18 protein-coding genes are annotated in these 18581 nt (G+C 34.4%); 3 read left to right on the top strand and 15 right to left on the bottom strand.

What is annotated here, in order from left to right; translation table 11 throughout:
* Positions 1-79 precede the first annotated feature (79 nt).
* The 13 genes from ftsA to mraZ form a co-directional block, all read right to left on the bottom strand.
* Positions 80-1501: a cell division protein FtsA gene (gene ftsA, locus B0M43_RS09240; RefSeq protein WP_078008590.1), complete on the bottom strand. Its 1422-nt coding sequence runs from the start codon at positions 1499-1501 to the stop codon at positions 80-82.
* 6 nt (positions 1502-1507) lie between these two features.
* Positions 1508-2230, bottom strand: coding sequence for a cell division protein FtsQ/DivIB (locus B0M43_RS09235; RefSeq protein ID WP_078008591.1), 723 nt, complete (start codon positions 2228-2230; stop codon positions 1508-1510).
* The gene (murC, locus tag B0M43_RS09230) at positions 2217-3566 is read right to left on the bottom strand and encodes a UDP-N-acetylmuramate--L-alanine ligase (protein ID WP_078008592.1); all 1350 of its coding nucleotides are present in this window, start codon (positions 3564-3566) and stop codon (positions 2217-2219) included. The genes B0M43_RS09235 and murC overlap by 14 nt, the downstream gene beginning before the upstream one ends.
* 154 nt (positions 3567-3720) lie before the next feature.
* Positions 3721-4806: an undecaprenyldiphospho-muramoylpentapeptide beta-N-acetylglucosaminyltransferase gene (gene murG, locus B0M43_RS09225; RefSeq protein ID WP_078008593.1), complete on the bottom strand. Its 1086-nt coding sequence runs from the start codon at positions 4804-4806 to the stop codon at positions 3721-3723.
* A 46-nt stretch (positions 4807-4852) separates the two neighbouring features.
* Positions 4853-6172 carry an FtsW/RodA/SpoVE family cell cycle protein gene (locus B0M43_RS09220; protein ID WP_078008594.1) on the bottom strand — a complete coding sequence of 440 codons (1320 nt, stop codon included), beginning with the start codon at positions 6170-6172 and terminating at the stop codon, positions 4853-4855.
* A gap of 77 nt (positions 6173-6249) precedes the next feature.
* The gene (gene murD / locus B0M43_RS09215; RefSeq protein WP_078008595.1) at positions 6250-7581 is read right to left on the bottom strand and encodes a UDP-N-acetylmuramoyl-L-alanine--D-glutamate ligase; all 1332 of its coding nucleotides are present in this window, start codon (positions 7579-7581) and stop codon (positions 6250-6252) included.
* 64 nt (positions 7582-7645) lie between these two features.
* Positions 7646-7999 (bottom strand): four helix bundle protein, encoded by a 354-nt coding sequence (locus B0M43_RS09210; RefSeq protein WP_065452167.1) that lies wholly within the window; start codon positions 7997-7999, stop codon positions 7646-7648.
* A gap of 52 nt (positions 8000-8051) precedes the next feature.
* The gene (gene mraY, locus B0M43_RS09205; protein ID WP_065452166.1) at positions 8052-9278 is read right to left on the bottom strand and encodes a phospho-N-acetylmuramoyl-pentapeptide-transferase; all 1227 of its coding nucleotides are present in this window, start codon (positions 9276-9278) and stop codon (positions 8052-8054) included.
* Positions 9279-9358: 80 nt separating this feature from the next.
* Positions 9359-10822 (bottom strand): UDP-N-acetylmuramoyl-L-alanyl-D-glutamate--2,6-diaminopimelate ligase, encoded by a 1464-nt coding sequence (locus B0M43_RS09200; protein ID WP_078008596.1) that lies wholly within the window; start codon positions 10820-10822, stop codon positions 9359-9361.
* Positions 10819-12828 (bottom strand): penicillin-binding protein, encoded by a 2010-nt coding sequence (locus tag B0M43_RS09195; protein WP_078008597.1) that lies wholly within the window; start codon positions 12826-12828, stop codon positions 10819-10821. The genes B0M43_RS09200 and B0M43_RS09195 overlap by 4 nt, the downstream gene beginning before the upstream one ends.
* Positions 12819-13166 carry an FtsL-like putative cell division protein gene (locus B0M43_RS09190; protein ID WP_078008598.1) on the bottom strand — a complete coding sequence of 116 codons (348 nt, stop codon included), beginning with the start codon at positions 13164-13166 and terminating at the stop codon, positions 12819-12821. The genes B0M43_RS09195 and B0M43_RS09190 overlap by 10 nt, the downstream gene beginning before the upstream one ends.
* A 16-nt stretch (positions 13167-13182) precedes the next feature.
* Positions 13183-14091: a 16S rRNA (cytosine(1402)-N(4))-methyltransferase RsmH gene (gene rsmH, locus B0M43_RS09185; RefSeq protein ID WP_174548801.1), complete on the bottom strand. Its 909-nt coding sequence runs from the start codon at positions 14089-14091 to the stop codon at positions 13183-13185.
* Entirely contained in the window at positions 14066-14539 is a 474-nt protein-coding gene (gene mraZ / locus B0M43_RS09180) for a division/cell wall cluster transcriptional repressor MraZ (RefSeq protein ID WP_078008599.1), read from the bottom strand. The genes rsmH and mraZ overlap by 26 nt, the downstream gene beginning before the upstream one ends.
* 378 nt (positions 14540-14917) lie before the next feature.
* On the opposite strand from mraZ, the gene B0M43_RS09175 reads away from it, so the two are divergent.
* The 3 genes from B0M43_RS09175 to B0M43_RS09165 all read left to right on the top strand — a co-directional run bounded on the left by B0M43_RS09175 (position 14918) and on the right by B0M43_RS09165 (position 17159).
* A complete protein-coding gene (locus B0M43_RS09175) occupies positions 14918-15682 on the top strand; it encodes an alpha/beta fold hydrolase (RefSeq protein WP_065452161.1) in 765 nt (254 codons plus the stop codon).
* Between the two features lie 42 nt (positions 15683-15724).
* Positions 15725-16345, top strand: a complete 621-nt coding sequence (yihA, locus tag B0M43_RS09170; protein WP_065452160.1) for a ribosome biogenesis GTP-binding protein YihA/YsxC — start codon at positions 15725-15727, stop codon at positions 16343-16345.
* 184 nt (positions 16346-16529) lie between these two features.
* Complete coding sequence (locus B0M43_RS09165) at positions 16530-17159, top strand: hypothetical protein (RefSeq protein ID WP_078008600.1); 630 nt, start codon at positions 16530-16532, stop codon at positions 17157-17159.
* A gap of 94 nt (positions 17160-17253) precedes the next feature.
* Here the strand turns inward: B0M43_RS09165 and gldC are convergent, their stop codons facing one another.
* Together gldC and gldB are read right to left on the bottom strand one after the other, a co-directional pair.
* Complete coding sequence (gldC, locus tag B0M43_RS09160; protein WP_065452158.1) at positions 17254-17589, bottom strand: gliding motility protein GldC; 336 nt, start codon at positions 17587-17589, stop codon at positions 17254-17256.
* A complete protein-coding gene (gldB, locus tag B0M43_RS09155; RefSeq protein ID WP_078008601.1) occupies positions 17589-18548 on the bottom strand; it encodes a gliding motility lipoprotein GldB in 960 nt (319 codons plus the stop codon). Before gldB ends, gldC begins: the two co-directional genes overlap by 1 nt.
* Between the last annotated feature and the right edge of the window lie 33 nt (positions 18549-18581).

The raw sequence follows: 18581 nt of genomic DNA, 5'->3' as shown, positions 1-18581 counted from the left end.
TTTGGTTTTTGAAATTCTTATTTAATACATTTTTTACTTCTTGACTTGGGGCCAATAGTAATTCCTTTTCTCTTATTATTTATTCTGCGTTGTCTAAAAAATCTTTGATTTTATCGACATATCGGTCAAAAAATGATCTTCTAATTTTTGTTTCAGTGGATTCTTCCTTAGTTGCAGTACCTCTTACTTCTCTTGATTCTTCGATAGTTTCTACTCTTTCAACGTAGTTTTCTTCTACTTCGTATCGTTGTTGTACAGGTTGTTGCACTTGCGGAGGAACATTTCTGTAAATCACTTTTGGCTGCTCATTTACAATCTCCATTCTAACAGCACTTTGCGTGCTATTTTCGATACTGTTCATTACTAAACCAACTGCAGTAGCAAATAACGGACTAGAAATTTCTTCGCTTGAATTTCCTGCTAAATGCTCATTTGGATATCCAATTCTGGTATCCATACCTGTAATATACTCTACTAATTGTTTGATGTGTTTTAGTTGAGCTCCACCACCGGTAAGAACAATTCCTGCAATTAATTTTTTACGAGGATCTTCGTGTCCATAAGCTTTAATTTCTGCAAAAACCTGCTCTACAATTTCTACCACACGGGCATGAATAATTTTAGATAGGTTTTTAAGCGAAATCTCTTTTGGTTCTCTGCCTCTTAAACCCGGAATAGAAACAATCTCGTTGTCTTTATTTTCTCCCGGCCAGGCTGATCCGAATTTTATTTTTAAAAGTTCTGCTTGTTTTTCGATAATCGAACAACCTTCTTTGATATCATCTGTAATGACATTTCCTCCAAAAGGGATCACTGCTGTATGACGAATAATTCCATCTTTAAAAATGGCCAAATCTGTTGTTCCGCCACCGATATCAATTAAGGCTACACCTGCTTCTTTTTCTTCCTGACTTAAAACAGCATCTGCCGAAGCTAATGGTTCTAATGTTAATCCAGACAATTCAATTCCTGAACTCTGAATACATCTTCCAACATTTCTGATTGAAGAAGCTTGTCCAACTACAACGTGAAAACTAGATTCTAATCTTCCACCGTACATTCCTATTGGTTCTTTTATCTCAGACTGTCCGTCGATTTTAAATTCCTGCGGCAAAACGTGAATAATTTCTTCTCCCGGTAACATGGCCAGTTTGTTTACCTGGTCAATCAAAAGCTGAATGTCTTTTTCTCCAATTACTTCTTCCGGATTATTACGGCTGATGTAATCTGTATGCTGTATACTTCTGATGTGTTGTCCTGCGATACCCACAACAACATCTTTTATTTTATAACCTGAATTGTTTTCCGCCTCAAGTATTGCTTGCTGAATGGACTGGATAGTTTGCGTAATGTTGTTTACAACTCCTCTCGCAACTCCTAAACTTTTGGATTTTCCAATACCCAAAATTTCCAACTTTCCATACTCATTCTTCTTGCCGATCATGGCAACTATCTTTGTCGTTCCAATATCTAGACCTACTGCAATGTTATCTTTTTCCATTTTCTATTATTTTGTGCAAACTACTTGTTCCGTAAACCTAAGGTCAATCTTACTGTATTTATATAACGAACTATCTAAAACCGCTTTTTGAAAAAAGGCTTTATAGTTATTAAATTTCTTATGAACATTCATCGTTCTGCCAAAATCGATGAAGTAATTATAATTTCTATTAAACATTTTTAAGCTACCATTCGGCATAATTTGAATTGCAATGATGTTTTTTCTCAAAAACGCATCGTCATAAATTGTGCGAAATAAAGTAGCTAAATCTTCGTTATTTTTTTTATTTATTGCCCCAGAAACAAGTGGAACCCGAGCAGTATAATTGTCTGACAAAGGCATTTTATTACCCTCATAGTCAATATAAAAAGAAGCGTCACCATCATAAACTCTTGCTATTGGTGTCTTCTGTTTTACTACTGCTTTTAGAACCCCATCGATACTTACAAAAACGTCTGACTTCTCAATCATCTCTTGCGTATCAAGGTTTTTCTCAATCTTATTCAAATCTAACTCATCTTTTCGGATACTGGAAGCGTCTCTTTTATTTTCTATCAACAATTTATTAACCGTTTCCGGCTTCACAAAAAGCGTATTTTCTCCTACAAAAACCACCATCGATTTTTTTAATTTTCGATCCCCATTTCGATGTTGAGCAAAAGAATATAAAAATAAAACAAGCCCTAAAATGAGAATTAATCGAATATTTGTCCAATTAAATATTTTCATTTAGCATTTTTTTGATTGACGGAACCATTTCTCCAATATCACCAGCTCCTATTGTTACAATTATTGGCGCATCACTGGCTTTGATTTCCGCTAATAAATCATTTTTTGCAACAATTTTTTTGTTCGAATTTGTCATTTTCCCTAACAGCCAGTCCGATGTAATCCCTTCCATCGGCAACTCACGTGCAGGGTAAATATCCATCAAAAACACTTCATCAAATCGAGATAAACTTTCTGCAAATCCATCAGCAAAATCTCTTGTTCTGCTAAATAAATGAGGCTGAAAAATGGCCAGCACTTTACGATTTGGATACAACTCTCTTACTGCCTGATGTACAGCATTTATTTCTGTTGGATGATGTGCATAATCATCTATATAAACTAATTTATCCGACTTAATCTGGTACGAAAAACGTCTTCTGATTCCGTTAAACGAAGCAATGGCTTTTGCAATTGAGTCGGTCGGGGTGCCAAACGTCTTAGCCATTGCAATAGCCATTAATCCATTCATTAAATTATGTTTTCCTGGCAATCCAAAATGTAAATCTTTCATGATTTCTGATGGTGTCTGAACATCAAAAACATAGCTTCCGTCTTCTATACGAACATTGAAAGCTTTATATACAGCATCTTCATTTATAGCACACTGCACTCCTTCAAGAGGCAATTCTTTTGTTATAAACAAGTTATTCTTATCTTCTACTTTCGACGCAAATTCTACAAACGAAGCCTCGATTGCTTCACTTGTTCCGTAAATATCCAAATGATCTGCATCCATCGAAGTAATACAGGCAATATTGGGATGCAAATGCAAAAACGAACGATCAAATTCATCTGCTTCTACAACGGTTACCGTTTTACCGTTCCCAATTAGGTTCGAATTGTAATTCTCTACAATTCCGCCCACAAAAGCAGTAACATCTGCTCCGCTTTCATATAAAATATGCCCTAAAATACTTGATGTTGTTGTTTTTCCGTGTGTTCCGGCAACAGCAAAACTAAAAGTGTCTTTGGTAATAATTCCCAAAACTTCGGCACGTTTTTTAATTTCGTAATTTCTTTCGATAAAATAATGCCATTCAGAATGTGTACTGGGAACCGCAGGCGTAAAAATCACCAACGTATTTTCAACAAAATAGTCAGAAGGAATCAGACTAATATTATCTTCAAAATGAATATCAATACCGCTTTCAATCAACTCGCTCGTTAACATCGATGGCGTTTTGTCGTAACCAGAAACCTGTTTCCCGATATTTTTAAAATAACGGGCCAGCGCACTCATTCCGATGCCTCCAATGCCAATAAAATAAACGTTTTGTATTTGATTTAAATTCATTTTTACTTTGTTTTTGAGCTATTTACAGTTTGTTTTATTTTATAAAAAACTAGTAATTAGACCTTTGTACTTTTCTTATCTTAATAACTCAAAACGCTTAAAAATAGCGTTCTAATTTTTTAATTATGTTCTATAATTTTCTTAAAAAGTTATATTATAACAACTTTTTAATTTGATCCACAATCACTTTCGTTGCATTTGGCATTGCCAGCTTTTTGATATTATCACTCAATTGTTTTTGTTTTCCATGATCTTTCATCAAAGCTTCAAAAACAATACTAAACTGACTGTCTAATTCTGATTCTTTCAACAAAATCGCTCCTTTTGCATCTACTATTGCCTGCGCATTTTTAGTTTGATGGTCTTCGGCTACATTTGGTGATGGAATAAAAATTACCGGTTTCCCAACAATACATAATTCTGATACTGATGATGCTCCTGCTCGCGATACAATCACATCTGCCGCAGCATACACAAAATCCATTCTTTCGATAAAATCAACTACCCTTACGTGCTGCTGATTGTGTTTTTTATACTCTTCAAAATATAACTTTCCGCATTGCCAGATAATCTGAACATCTTGTGAAAGCATATTTTGCAATTCTTTCTCGATTAACTGGTTGACTCTTCTTGCACCTAAGCTTCCGCCCAAAACCAATAATGTTTTTTTATTAGGATCTAAACCATAAAAAGCGATTGCTTCATCACGTTTGCTTTCGATATCGATTAAATCCTGACGAACCGGATTTCCTGTTAAAACCATTTTTTCTTTAGGAAAAAATCGCTCTAAATTCCCATACGCTACACAAATTGCATTGGCCTTTTTGCTCAACAATTTATTGGTAATTCCCGGAAATGAATTTTGCTCCTGAATCACCGTTGGTATTCCTGCTCCTCCCGCTGCTTGTAATAAAGGCCCACTTGCAAAACCGCCTGTTCCTATAACTACATTAGGTCTGAACTGTTTTATAATTCGTCTTGACTCTAGCAAACTTGTTGCCAATTTTAGCGGAAACATCAAATTTTGCAAGGTTAATTTTCTTTGCAAACCCGCAATCCAGAGTCCTTTGATTTCATAACCAGCCTGAGGCACTTTTTGCATTTCCATTTTGTCCTGAGCTCCTACAAAAAGAAACTCAGCATCAGGGAATTGCGTTTTTAATTCATTAGCAATAGCAATTGCAGGATAGATATGCCCTCCTGTTCCGCCACCACTTAATATGAATTTATAATTTGTCATATTTTTAAAAGTTATTCGCTTTAAAAACCTATTTGTATTCTTTTTTTTACTTATTCAAAACTGCATTCATCGGATTTCTGGAATTATCTTCTATCGAATACATCCCTTCTTCTTCATAAACTGGTTCTTTTTCATTATGAACCAAATCTTCTTCGGCCAGTTCTTTATCAATTAATCGCTGAAGCGCTTCTTTTCTTCTTTCTTTTTCTTCCTGTTCTTCTGCGATTTCTTCTTCTTTTTTCGTTACGCTAATGATAATGCCAAGAGAGAAACACGTCATCCAGATGGAACTACCTCCACTACTAATCAGCGGAAGAGTTTGTCCGGTTACCGGTAATAATTCTACTGCAACCGCCATATTAATCATCGCCTGAAATATCATCGGAAAACCTAACCCGACGACGACTAACTTCCCAAATAGCGTATTGGCTTTGTGCGATGCAATTACAAACCTGAACAACAGTAATAAGTATAAAACCAAAATAGCTACTCCGCCAACCAAACCATATTCTTCGACAATAATCGCATAAATAAAATCTGAAGATGATTGTGGTAAAAAGTTTTTCTGAACACTTTTCCCCGGTCCTAATCCGCCCAGTTTTCCTGATGCAATTGCAATTTTTGCTTTTTCGATTTGGTAATCGTCTTCATCCGGCTTATCTGTGGTAAAGTTCATAATACGACTTTCCCAAGTGGATACCCTGCTGAAGAATCTAGAATCCGGAAAAGCTTTCGCCACCAAAAGGAAAAACAACAACATTCCGATTCCTGAACCAATGATAAAACCAATATACTTTAGCGGATACCTACCAATAAACGTCAACATAATTACCATCGAAAATATCAACGCTGTGGTCGAAAAGTTAGCTGGTAATATCAACGCTAATGTTATAAAAACAGGTAACCAAAGCTGTATTAATGACGTTTGAAACGGCTCATTTTCTTCTCTTGTTTTTGACAAATAACGCGCAACATAAATAAACAATATACTAGCCGCGAAAGTCGAGGTTTGAAACGTAATACCAATAAATGGTACCTGAATCCAACGACTTGCATTTGCTCCCGCAATTACAGTTCCCTTTAACAATGTGTACAAAAGCAAGAACCAAACTACTGGCAATGCTATTTTTGAAATTGCTCTAAAATAATGATACGGAATCCTGTGTACCCAATAAATAATAAGGAAACCAATACAAATGTGAGCCAAATGTTTTACCAGATACCCAAGTGTGTTACCGGTTCCGTGACCTATATAAGCCAAATTACTACTCGCACTAAAAACAGGCATAAACGAAAACAACGCCAATAAAGCCACGAATGACCATATTACCCTATCTCCTTTTAATTTGTTTACTAATTCCTTCATGTTTTTAGTTTCAGGTTTTTCTTGTTTCAGGTTTCAGGTTCCCACATAACGTGAAACCTGAAACTTGAGACTATTTTTTACAAGTTATGTACTGCTTGTTTGAATTGTTTTCCGCGATCTTCGTAGTTTTCGAACAAATCGAAACTTGCGCAGGCTGGAGACAATAAAACAGCATCGCCTTTTTCTGTTAAACGCTGTGCCGTTTTCACCGCATCGTTCATGTTATTTACTTCGACCATGATATCTACTACATTTCCGAAAGCATTGATGATTTTATGATTATCAACTCCAAGACAAATAATAGCTTTTACTTTTTCACGAACCAATGACATCAATTCGTTGTAATCGTTTCCTTTATCAACACCTCCAACAATCCAAACGGTTGGCACATTCATGCTGTCTAAAGCAAAGAAAGTAGCGTTTACATTTGTTGCTTTTGAATCGTTGATGTATTGTACATTCTGAATTTTTAGAACTTTTTCTAAACGGTGTTCAACACCTTGAAAATTAGATAAACTTTCGCGGATTGTTGCGTTTCTAATTTGCATCAATTTCGCTACAGAGCTTGCTGCCATTGCGTTTTTCATGTTATGTTTTCCTTCTAACGCAATGTATTCTGTTTCCATTGTAAACTCTTCTTGGTTGATCTTTATTTCCATTTTGTTGTTATTTATAGAAGCCCCTTCATCAAATTTTTCAGTCAATGAAAAAGGAATTAATTTTGCTTTTGTTGTGTTGTTTTTTAACCATTCTGCAATTGCCTCATCATCTGCATCGTAAATAAGATAATCGCTTTCGGTCTGATTCATTGTTATTCGAAACTTTGAATCGATATACTTTTGATATTTATATTCGTACCGGTCTAAATGATCCGGACTGATATTCGTAATTATGGCAATATCCGGCCTGTAATTTATTATTCCGTCGAGCTGAAAACTACTTAATTCAAGCACATAAGCATCGTATTTATTTTCGGCAACCTGCCAGGCAAAACTTTTTCCGATGTTTCCTCCCAAACCTACATTCAAACCGGCCGACTTTAACAAGTGATGCGTTAACATCGTAGTGGTGGTTTTACCGTTACTACCTGTAATCCCGATAGTCAATGCCTCTGTAAAAGGTTTAGCGAACTCAATTTCCGAAATTACTTTAATTCCGGCAGCGATCAGTTTTTGTACTATGGGAGATTTCTCTGGAATTCCCGGACTTTTCATAACCACGTCGGCATTTAAAATCAGGTCTTCGGTATGTTTTTCTTCTTCCCAAGCAATTTTATTAATGATAAGAACTTCTTTATAGCTCTCCTTTATTTTTCCAAAATCAGATACGAAAACCTCATATCCTTGTTTTTTTCCGAGAATAGCCGTTCCAACGCCACTTTCTCCTCCACCAAGTACTACTAACCTCATACTTTATAAATTAAAAATTGAGAATTAAAAATTAAAAATCTAACATATAAAGTTTCTAATTCCATCACGTTTTCCCTTTTAAGGTTATTATAATTTTCGCTAATATTTTACATATTTCTTCTGCTTCTTTATGAACACTTTCGAACTCATTTGCAGAAATATAATCTGTTGCTTTCAATAATTTCAACCAATAAATCGTTTCTCTGGCTTCTTTATATGAAATCTCAAGCTTAAACAGAAACTCTTTATCAGAACGTCCTCCAATCGACTCTTCAATGTTTGCTCCAATTGAAGTCCCCGATCTTAAAAGTTGTTTACTTAAAACAAACTCCTTTTTTGTATCAGTTAGGTATTTATATAAATTGACTACTCTAACCGCAAAGAGAAATGACTTCTCTTGAATAATATTCTCCTTCATCTACCCAAACACACAATTTTTAATTTTTAATTCTCAATTTTTAATTAAAACTCTATCTTAATTTTAAAGTAACAATTGATAATATGGCTAACATTATTGCAACAATCCAAAAACGGGTTACGATTTTACTTTCGTGGTATCCTTTCTTTTGATAATGATGATGCAATGGCGACATCAGAAAAATTCTTCGGCCTTCGCCAAAACGTCTTTTTGTATATTTAAAATAAGCTACCTGAATAATCACCGAAGCACTTTCTGCAAGGAAAATTCCACAGAATAATACAATCAATATTTCTTTACGAACTGCAATGGCTAAAACGGCAATGATTCCTCCAATCGTTAAACTTCCTGTATCTCCCATAAACACGGATGCGGGAAAGGAATTGTACCAAAGAAAACCAATTAACGCCCCAACAAATGCGGATATAAATACAGTCATCTCTCCCGAATTAGGGATGTACATTATATTCAGATAATTAGAAAAAATAATATTACCGGAAACAAAAGTAAATATCCCAAGCGCCAAGACCGATATTGCCGAAGTTCCTGCAGCGAGACCATCGATTCCGTCTGTTAAATTAGCTCCGTTTGAAACCGCTGTGATAATAAAAATAACCACCGGAATAAAAATTAACCAAGCCCATTTTTCATATCCTTCACCAGTCCATGCCAATAATTCTGCGTAATCAAATTCATTATTTTTTACAAAAGGAATTGTCGTTGCTGTAGACTTTTCCTCAATTTGTGCAGGCATAACTATCGACGAAGATGCTTTTACTCCTCCGCTATAGCCTGTATCTGTTCTCACAGTAACAGCAGGATTAAAATAAAGTACCGTTCCTACAATAAGACCTAAACCTACCTGACCAATAACTTTAAAAATTCCTTTAAGACCTTGTTTATCTTTTTTGAATATCTTGATATAATCATCAACAAAACCAATGGTTCCCATCCATAATGTGGTTACGATAAGCAATACTATATAGATGTTTTGTAAACGAGCAAATAACAACACGGGTACAAGAGTTGCAAAAATGATAATCAGTCCACCCATTGTTGGCGTCCCGGCTTTTTCATTCTGACCTGCAAGACCAAGCTCACGAACTGTTTCACCAACTTGTTGTCTACGTAAAAAATTAATAATTCTTTTTCCGTAAATTGTTGACAGAAGTAACGAAAGCATAAATGCTAAAGCTGATCTAAAAGTGATGTACTGAAAAACACCAGCCCCTGGCATATCTAATGTTTTCCTCAAGTATTCAAATAAATAGTATAGCATATTTCTTTATTTTAAATTCCAATGTTGAAATTCCAAATTCCAATTTTGTTCTGTGGTATTTTAGAATTTAAATTGATTAATTATTTATTTAGTTGATTTAAAATTTCTTTTACAGTTTCCATATCATCAAAATGATAACGAACACCATTTATTTCCTGATACGTTTCATGACCTTTACCGGCAATTAAAATAATATCATTTGGCTGAGCCAATTGACAAGCTGTTTTTATGGCCTGTTTTCTGTCGGTAATTCTCAGTACTTTTTTGTAATTATGGGCTTCAACACCTTTTTCCATTTCATCCAGAATCACTTCAGGATCTTCGTTTCTTGGATTATCCGAAGTTAAAATTGCTTTATCACTAAGATCCGTAGCAATTTTAGCCATAATTGGTCTTTTTGTTTTATCCCTGTTTCCGCCACAGCCCACAACTGTTATCAATTGCTCGTTTTTAGTACGAATATCTCCTATCGTTTTTAAAACATTATCCAAAGCATCCGGAGTATGTGCATAATCTACAATAGCTGTAATATTCCCCTCTGAAACAATATATTGAAAGCGCCCTGAAACGCTCTCTAAATCAGACAATAATCTTAGTGCTTCAAGACTATCCATTCCTAATTCTACAGCGGTTCCGTAAATTGCCAAAACGTTGTAAGCATTAAAAGTTCCGATCAATTTTACCCAAACTTCATTATCATTTACTTTTAGTAATAAACCTGACAGTTGGCTTTCTAATATTGTAGCTTTAAAATCAGCATACGATTTTAAGGCGTATGTAAATTTTCTGGCAACCGTATTTTGCAACATCACAGTTCCATTTTTATCATCGATGTTTGATAATGCAAAAGCTGTTTTTGGCAACGAATCAAAAAATGACTTTTTTACATCTCTGTATTCAGCGAACGTTGGATGATAATCTAAATGATCGTGAGAAAGATTTGTAAAAACTCCACCCACAAAATGCAACGCTTCTGTACGTTTTTGGTGAATTCCGTGTGAACTTACCTCCATAAAACAATGCGTTACTCCGGTTTCGATCATTTCATTTAAATAATGATTGATTGTTATTGAATCCGGTGTAGTATGCGTTGCTTTATATTCAGTCTCATCCACCATGATTTTTACAGTTGATAATAAACCAACTTTAAATCCTGCTTTTTGAAACAACTGAAACAATAATGAAGCAATTGTTGTTTTTCCGTTTGTACCTGTTACGCCAACTAATTTTAATTTTTCTGAAGGATTTCCAAAATAATTAGCCGCCATAAAAGCCAAAGCGGTATTCGTATCTTTTACTTTAATATAAGTAATTCCTTTTTCAATATTTTCAGGCAACGTATCGCAAATCACTGCAACAGCACCTAATTGAATCGCTTTTTCTATATAATCATGACCATCAGAAAGGGATCCGCGAATCGCTACAAAAACATCTTTTTCTTCAATTTTTCTTGAATCAAAATCAATTTTATGTATGTCGATTTCTGTCGAACCTGTTACAGACTCAATAGCTACTTTATATAATATGTCTTTCAGTATTTTCACGATAATTCTAATACTATTGTTGTGTTTTTACTAATATTTTGTCCAGCCTGCAAAGACTGTTTTTTTACTTTCCCTACTCCGTTCACTTTTACTTTTAAACCTAAATTCTCCAGTAAAGCAATGGCATCCATTCCTGGCATTCCTTTTAAATCAGGGATTTGACTTGACTTTTTTCTGGATTCTATATCGTACTTTTCGTAACTAATCTCTTGTTTTGAAATTTTAGAATCCAGTTTTTTAATTTTATTTGTCGAAGGTGCATCTGTAAATATTTTTTGGGCGATTCTTTTAAAAACCGGTCCTGCAACGTCTGCTCCGTAATAATTATTTTTTGATGTATTAGGCTTATGAACCACTACAATACAAGAATATTTAGGATGATCTGCCGGAAAATAACCCACAAAAGAAGATGCGTAATACAATGCCGACTTCCCTTCTTTTCCTCCGTAATTTACCTGAGCTGTTCCTGTTTTACCCGCCATCGAAAAATCTTTCGAATACAGTTTTGATCCTGTTCCTTTTTTAACCACATTCGCTAATACTGCTTTCAGTTTTTTAATGGTTTCCGGCGAACAAACTCTTGGGTTTATTACTTCAACATCAAACTTTTTAATGGTTTTATTCCACTCTTTAATTTCTGATACAAATTGTGGTTTCACCATTACACCATTATTGGCTACTGAATTATAAAAAGCCAAAGTCTGCATTGGCGTAACCGAAACTCCGTATCCAAATGCCATCCACGGAAGTGAAACACCTGACCAGTGTTTGTCTCCAGGTTGTGGTATATAAGGTCTTCCTTCTCCTTTAAAATGCAATCCTAATGGTTTATCTAATCCATAACTCTTAATATGATTCACAAATTTGGATGGATTGCTTTTGTAATTATCATAAACTGCCTGAACCATTACTGTATTAGATGAAAGCTCAAAACCACGTGCTAATGTAACTTTTCCGTAACCACCTCTGTGCGAATCAGTAACCGAACGACCATAATATTTTACTTGTCCGTTGTGACTGTCAAAAACAGTACTTGTATCTGCTACTTTATCATCTAAAATTGCCATTAAATCGACTAATTTAAAAGTAGATCCCGGCTCATGAGATTCTGCTACAGCATAATTTGTAGTTTCAAAATACGATCCGTCTTCTGCTCTTCCTAAATTCGAAATTGCTTTTACATGCCCCGTTTCTGTTTCCATTACTACTACACAACCGTGATCAGCTTCGTATTCTTCAAGCTGTTTCAATAAAGCGTGGTGTGCAATATCCTGAATAAAAACATCAATTGTCGAGATTACATCATAACCATCAATTGGATCTACCTCGTTTAAATCACGAATAGGTTTCCATTGGCCTTTTGCAATTTTTTGTTTTAAAATCTTGCCGTCTTTTCCGTTCAGGTAATCTTTAAAAGCCCATTCGATTCCTTTACCCACTTCGACTCCTGTTGCAGGATCGATTTTGTCATAACCAATTGTTCTTTCTGCAATTTTCCCTATCGGATGTTTTCTAACAGTTTCCTGTTCGATTATAATACCGCCTTTGAAAGCGCCTAAATTGAATAATGGAAATCCTTTTATTTTTACATATTCGGTATAACTCAATTTTCTGGCAATCAAATAATAACGGTTTTTATTATCTCTAGCTTTTCTTAATTCTTTTTCGAAATAGCTTCCCGGTTTATCTAAAACCGTTGCCAATGAATCTGACAATGCTTTTATATACTTCTCAAAAGTTTCTGTTTTTGGCGCTTTGGCATCAAATCGAATCTCATAATTAGGGATTGATGTTGCCAATAAACTTCCATCAGCAGAATAAATGTTTCCTTTGTTCGCCGGAATCACAAAATTTCTAACGGTACGCTGTTTCGCCAGTTTTCTATAGTAATCTCCTTCAACCCACTGAATATTGGTTAACTTAACAACAATAGCAATTGCCATCACAAAGATGAAAACTGCTACGAGGTAAATTCTGTAGGATATATGTTTATCTTCTACTGCCATATTCTTTTAAAGAAACTTTTTTCTTCTTCTTTTGTTACTTCTATTTTAACCGGAGGAACCGTTGATGGGAAAATTTGTTTTTCAAGCATTTTATCCGATATCGTTGATTCCATCTTCAACTTCATTAATTCTGAACGGCGATCTACAAATTCTGATCGTAATTCTTTTACTTCATTGCTTATTTTTGCAATTTCAAAAACCTTTTGTTCGTATCGCTGTGTATTGGCAATCATTAGTATAGCAAGCAGAATGATAAAAACAATGAACCTCCAGTTCTTCACCGCGTCATCGTTTAACAGAAATCTTGCTTTTAATATGCCAAATACTCCACTTTTCATTTTCTACCTATATATATTATATCTTCTCGGCAATTCTTAATTTTGCACTTCTTGCTCTATTGTTGATTTTGATTTCAGCATCATCAGGAACAATTAATTTTCCTATTGTTTTATACGGAACAGAAAAGTTTCCAAAAAAATCGCGTTCCGGTTCTCCTTCAAACATTCCGTTTTTTATAAATCTTTTTACCAGTCTGTCTTCGAGAGAATGATAAGAGATTACTGAAAATCTTCCGCCCGGATTAAGAATTTCAAGAGACTGCTCAATAAATTCTTTTAAAACATCCATTTCCTGATTTACCTCAATTCGAATGGCCTGATAAATCTGAGCCAGTATTTTATTTTTTACTCTTTCAGGTAAAAATTTCGCTAAAACATCTTTCAGTTCGTCTGTTGTTTTAATTGGGTAATGCTCTCTTGCTTCTACAATTGTTCTTGCCAAAAGCGGTGCGTTCTTCAACTCCCCATAATCAAAAAAAACACGACGTAAATCCTGTTCTTCATATTCGTTAACCACACGATAAGCACTTAAATCATTTTTTTGACTCATCCGCATATCGAGTTCGGCATCAAATCTTGTAGAAAAACCTCTCTCCGGAACATCAAACTGATGCGATGAAACACCTAAATCAGCCAAAATCCCATCTACACTTTTAACACCGTGAAAACGTAGAAATCTTTTTATAAATCTAAAGTTCTCATTTATTAAGGTAAACCGTTCATCCGGCAACGCATTTGCAAGAGCATCTTCATCCTGATCAAAAGCAAATAATTTTCCGTTTGGCCCTAATCGTCTCAAAATTTCTTTTGAATGACCACCGCCACCAAACGTAACATCTACATATATGCCATCTGGTTTAATATTTAAACCATCAACTGTAGGGTGAAGCAAAACCGGATTATGATATTCCATTGTCGTCGTCATTAATATTTCCCATTACTTCTTCGGCTAGATCGGCAAAATCCATATCTTCGCCGCTTATTGATTTTTCATATAAATCTTTATCCCAAATCTCCACAATATTAACCGCAGATGAAAAAACCACATCTTTAGAAATACTTGAAAAAGCTACCAAATCCTTTGGAACCAATAACCTTCCCAATGAATCAATCTCTACCATCTTAACACCGGCAGTAAATCTTCGAATGAAATCATTGTTCTTTTTTACGAAACGATTCAGCTTGTTGATTTTTTGCATCATCAAGTTCCATTCATCCATTGGATACAATTCTAAACACGGCTGAAAAACAGAGCGCTTCAAAACGAATCCGTCCTGAAGAGATGAAGCCAATTGCTTTTTTAAGGGCGCAGGCATCATTAGCCTCCCCTTAGCATCGACTTTACACTCATATGTTCCAACAATTGTATTCAAGAATATTACATTAATATGTTATACAGCAAAAATATAAAAAATATTACCACATTTTACCACAATATACCACTTTGTTAATAAGTTTAACCACTTTCTTCCCACTATCCTTAATTTATAGACAATCAATACTTTAACTTATAATTAACGAAAAGTCAATAACACTTCGACATCAAAAAAATAATGCATAATATTTCTTAAAAAATTAGTTATTATGCAGTTTTCTTAACATTTAAGAAATACATCAAAAACACCTATAAAAGCTGATTTTTAACGACTTACAAGTTCTACTAAAATTATCTAGTTAAAAAAGGGTGGCAAAAATTCATTTTTATTTATTAAACCCTATATTTGTCCCAATTGAAATTGGCATTAAATTAAATGGACAAACACTACAAAAAAGAAGGCAAATACAGCTATTATGAAGCTGGAGAAGGAACTCCTATCGTTATTTTACATGGCTTAATGGGAGGCCTTAGTAACTTTGATGCTGTAGCAGAATATTTCCCAACGAAAGGATACAAAGTTGTTATCCCGGATTTGCCAATATATACTCAGAGTATTTTAAAAACGAACGTAAAAAGCTTTGCTAAATACGTTAAAGACTTTATCACTTTTAAAGGTTATGATAAGGTAATTTTACTAGGCAATTCACTAGGAGGTCACATCGCACTTTATCACACAAAACTATATCCTGAAAAAGTTGCAGGACTTGTAATTACCGGAAGCTCTGGTCTTTACGAAAGCGCAATGGGAGATAGTTATCCAAAAAGAGGCGATTATGAATACATCAAAAAGAAGGCTGAAGATGTATTTTACGATCCTAAAATTGCAACTCCGGAACTTATAGATGAAGTTTATGCAACGGTTAATGATCGTATTAAACTGATCAAAACCCTAACGATTGCCAAAAGTGCAATTCGTCATAACATGGCCAAAGATTTACCAAAAATGACAGTGGAAACCTGTATTATTTGGGGTAAAAATGACGCTGTAACTCCGCCAAATGTGGCAGAAGAATTTGACAAACTATTGCCTAATTCAACTTTGTATTGGATAGACAAATGTGGACATGCTGCTATGATGGAACATCCTCAGGAATTCAATACAATTCTTGAAGAATGGCTCGTTAAAACGAATTTGTAGCACCTAACTTTCGACTTTAAGGAGGTCTTAAACACAAAAAACATGAAAATTAATACCGCCGAATTTATTATCAGTAATTCCGAAGTTGCAAAATGTCCCCAGGATTTTTTGCCGGAATATGCTTTTATCGGAAGATCAAACGTGGGGAAATCTTCGTTGATCAATATGCTTACCAATCATAAAAATTTAGCTAAAACTTCAGGAAGGCCGGGAAAAACCCAATTGATTAATCACTTTAAGATTAACAATAATTGGTTCCTTGTCGATTTACCTGGTTATGGTTATGCTAAAGTATCAAAAAAGACAAAATCGGTTTTCCAACAATTCATTACAGATTATTTTGAAACCAGAGAGCAATTAGTTTGTGCTTTTGTTTTGATTGATATTCGCCATGAAGCACAAGCAATCGACATTGAATTTATGTCGTATATGGGCGAAAGTGAGATTCCGTTTTGCATTATTTTTACCAAAGCTGATAAAATTAGTAAAGTAAAAATCGATTCGCACATTGCAGCATACAAAAAACAAATGTTTGCCAATAACTGGGAAGAAATGCCACATTATTTTGTGACTTCGGCAACAGAACAAACAGGAAAAGAGGATGTTTTAAGTTATATTGATGAAGTAAATCAGGAAGTATTTAAAAACAACTCACAGTTTTAAAAAATAAATTCCAAATTCTAAAACTGGAAGGAAATTAAAAAAAATAAAAAAAATCCCAAATTCCAATTTAAAACTGGAATTTGGATTTTTTTTTATTTGTAGTTAAAATCTTCAAAGATATTTTACAACAAATTAAAACACAACGCATTTTATATTACATTTGACACGAATCAATTTGTAATATATGAAGAATACCACACTCCTCGTTTTCTTTTTTATCTCAATTTCTTTTTCATCTTGCACCACAGCATCCTATACATTTGCTACAGGTCAGCGAACCGGAGTTGATTTTACATCAGGAAAATGGCTCTTAAACGAATTGGATTGCCCCAACGGCTCTAAAGACAAACTAACCGAAGAGTGCTTAAAATATTTTAAAAAACATACAGGAGATCGATTATCATATATTCATGATGTTAATGGATTACTGGTTCCCCGAAAGATTAACTTAAATCCGGGTAAAACAAAAATGAAGGAGCTCAAAGACGGAACTGGTTTTGATTTCTTTATTAATATTTCTACCCAAAAAAACAAAAGCGACTTTTCTTCTCTCGAACTTTATCAGCAAGCTAACGACGCAGGAAGAAACGAAGCCTCTGTAATTGTCGAGATTTACGATTTAAATTTACAGCAGATTATTTACTCTCAAAATGTAATTGGCACTACTTCAAAAGTAAACACTCCATCTGACCATAATAGTCAAAGCTCCGGTAAACTTAAAGACAATATTATGCTTTACAAAAATGCAAATCAATTAATAGAAGGAGCTTTAAAACGAATATTTAAAGATTTAGACAAAAGATCTGTTAAGTAAAATAAATTCCAAAAAATAAAAAATCCCAAATTCCAATTGTAAGGTTGGAATTTGGGATTTTATTTTTGAATTTCCTTTCTGTATTGGAATTTCTTTATTTCGCAAGTTCCAGTTTTTCTGCAAAATAATCACAGAAATCTTTCATCGTATCTGACATTTTTTCGTCATCTGTAGCACGCTTAAAAGTATCTGACATCGCTACTAATGTTTGGTGAAAGAAAATTTTCATTTCATCTACCGGCATATCTTTTGTCCAAAGATCAATACGCATCGTTTCTTTGGCTTTACTGTCCCAAATAGACAACATAATAGCTTTTGCTTCTTCTGCCTGCACACCACCATCCTGAGCGCTCCAGGTTAGTTTTTCCGGCACGCGGTTTTCATCTAATTCTATATTGAATTTAATTTCTGAGTTTATTGTATCTGACATTATTTCTTAGGTTTATATTTTGACTGTTCAAAAATTTCTTTTGCGTTTGTTTTTAATAATTCCGACAAGGTAACATTAGTATTATTCTTCATATAAGAACGTACCATTTGCCATCCGAGCCAAGCACCAATTCGTCCGGGAGAATCATTATCGATTTCTAAATAAAATTTAGAAAACGGAGCAGGTGCAATAAATCGGGTTTTTAATTTAGGATCTTCGCTGTATAACAGTTCGCTTTCTATAAAAAAGCGCCACATATAAGCTTCATTTTCCTGGCTCCATTTTATTTGTTCCGGCGTATAACCAATTTTTTCAGCATCTGTATATTCAGGTAAAAGCAAATCTTTTGCATACAATTGCTTTCCTTCGAAAATCATTTGCGAAACTAAATTTTTATCCGGAAAGGCAGGAATGTTTCTAAAAGCAAAACTAGAAACCACATCCGGCATAATTTGTTTTTCCTCAAAATTCTGTTTTAGATAGTTTGGAAATTCATAGAACTTGTGTTCTTTTCCCAAATACAGTTCTAAAGCAACAATCACAAGACTATCGGCATAAATCGCTTTAGCGTTATAATCCATTTCTCCAATTACAGTAATCACTTTAGGAATTTTAGTTTTTGGAAAATAATATTTTACGTGCTGAAACAACTTATTAAATTCCTGACGAACAGGTTCAAAATTGGCGTATTTTTTTTGCACTTCAGTGTATACTTCCCTCCATAAAGGATCCTGCATTTTTTTTAGCCAGATAGTATCATCATTACCTGCAGGAAAGAAGAAAGGATATTGTTTTTTTACTTTCTCTAAATCTTCGGGTTTAGTTTCAAAAAATACCTTATCAAAACGTTCTACTTTTATATCAACCGGGATTTCTTCGACTGCCTTTTCTACTTTGGTTTTTTGTTCACATGACAAAAAAAACAAGCACAGAACCACTACAAAGCGATAAATTTTCATTTTATTTTAATTAGATTTGTGTTGCTGGATTTT

Origin of the sequence: Flavobacterium sp. KBS0721, from assembly GCF_002007065.3 — a bacterium.
Taxonomy (GTDB): Bacteria; Bacteroidota; Bacteroidia; order Flavobacteriales; family Flavobacteriaceae; genus Flavobacterium; species Flavobacterium piscis.
This window is presented reverse-complemented; position numbering and strand designations above follow the sequence as displayed.

Excerpts from the sequence above, each read along its gene's own strand:
- rsmH (WP_174548801.1), bottom strand. The coding sequence starts at position 14,091 with ATGACGACGACAATGGAATATCATAATCCGGTTTTGCTTCACCCTACA.
- B0M43_RS09195 (WP_078008597.1), bottom strand. The coding sequence starts at position 12,828 with ATGGCAGTAGAAGATAAACATATATCCTACAGAATTTACCTCGTAGCA.
- yihA (WP_065452160.1), top strand. The coding sequence starts at position 15,725 with ATGAAAATTAATACCGCCGAATTTATTATCAGTAATTCCGAAGTTGCA.
- ftsA (WP_078008590.1), bottom strand. The coding sequence starts at position 1,501 with ATGGAAAAAGATAACATTGCAGTAGGTCTAGATATTGGAACGACAAAG.
- B0M43_RS09235 (WP_078008591.1), bottom strand. The coding sequence starts at position 2,230 with ATGAAAATATTTAATTGGACAAATATTCGATTAATTCTCATTTTAGGG.
- gldC (WP_065452158.1), bottom strand. The coding sequence starts at position 17,589 with ATGTCAGATACAATAAACTCAGAAATTAAATTCAATATAGAATTAGAT.
- gldB (WP_078008601.1), bottom strand. The coding sequence starts at position 18,548 with ATGAAAATTTATCGCTTTGTAGTGGTTCTGTGCTTGTTTTTTTTGTCA.
- B0M43_RS09210 (WP_065452167.1), bottom strand. The coding sequence starts at position 7,999 with ATGAAGGAGAATATTATTCAAGAGAAGTCATTTCTCTTTGCGGTTAGA.
- B0M43_RS09175 (WP_065452161.1), top strand. The coding sequence starts at position 14,918 with ATGGACAAACACTACAAAAAAGAAGGCAAATACAGCTATTATGAAGCT.
- murC (WP_078008592.1), bottom strand. The coding sequence starts at position 3,566 with ATGAATTTAAATCAAATACAAAACGTTTATTTTATTGGCATTGGAGGC.
- B0M43_RS09220 (WP_078008594.1), bottom strand. The coding sequence starts at position 6,172 with ATGAAGGAATTAGTAAACAAATTAAAAGGAGATAGGGTAATATGGTCA.
- murD (WP_078008595.1), bottom strand. The coding sequence starts at position 7,581 with ATGAGGTTAGTAGTACTTGGTGGAGGAGAAAGTGGCGTTGGAACGGCT.
- murG (WP_078008593.1), bottom strand. The coding sequence starts at position 4,806 with ATGACAAATTATAAATTCATATTAAGTGGTGGCGGAACAGGAGGGCAT.
- B0M43_RS09190 (WP_078008598.1), bottom strand. The coding sequence starts at position 13,166 with ATGAAAAGTGGAGTATTTGGCATATTAAAAGCAAGATTTCTGTTAAAC.
- B0M43_RS09165 (WP_078008600.1), top strand. The coding sequence starts at position 16,530 with ATGAAGAATACCACACTCCTCGTTTTCTTTTTTATCTCAATTTCTTTT.
- mraY (WP_065452166.1), bottom strand. The coding sequence starts at position 9,278 with ATGCTATACTATTTATTTGAATACTTGAGGAAAACATTAGATATGCCA.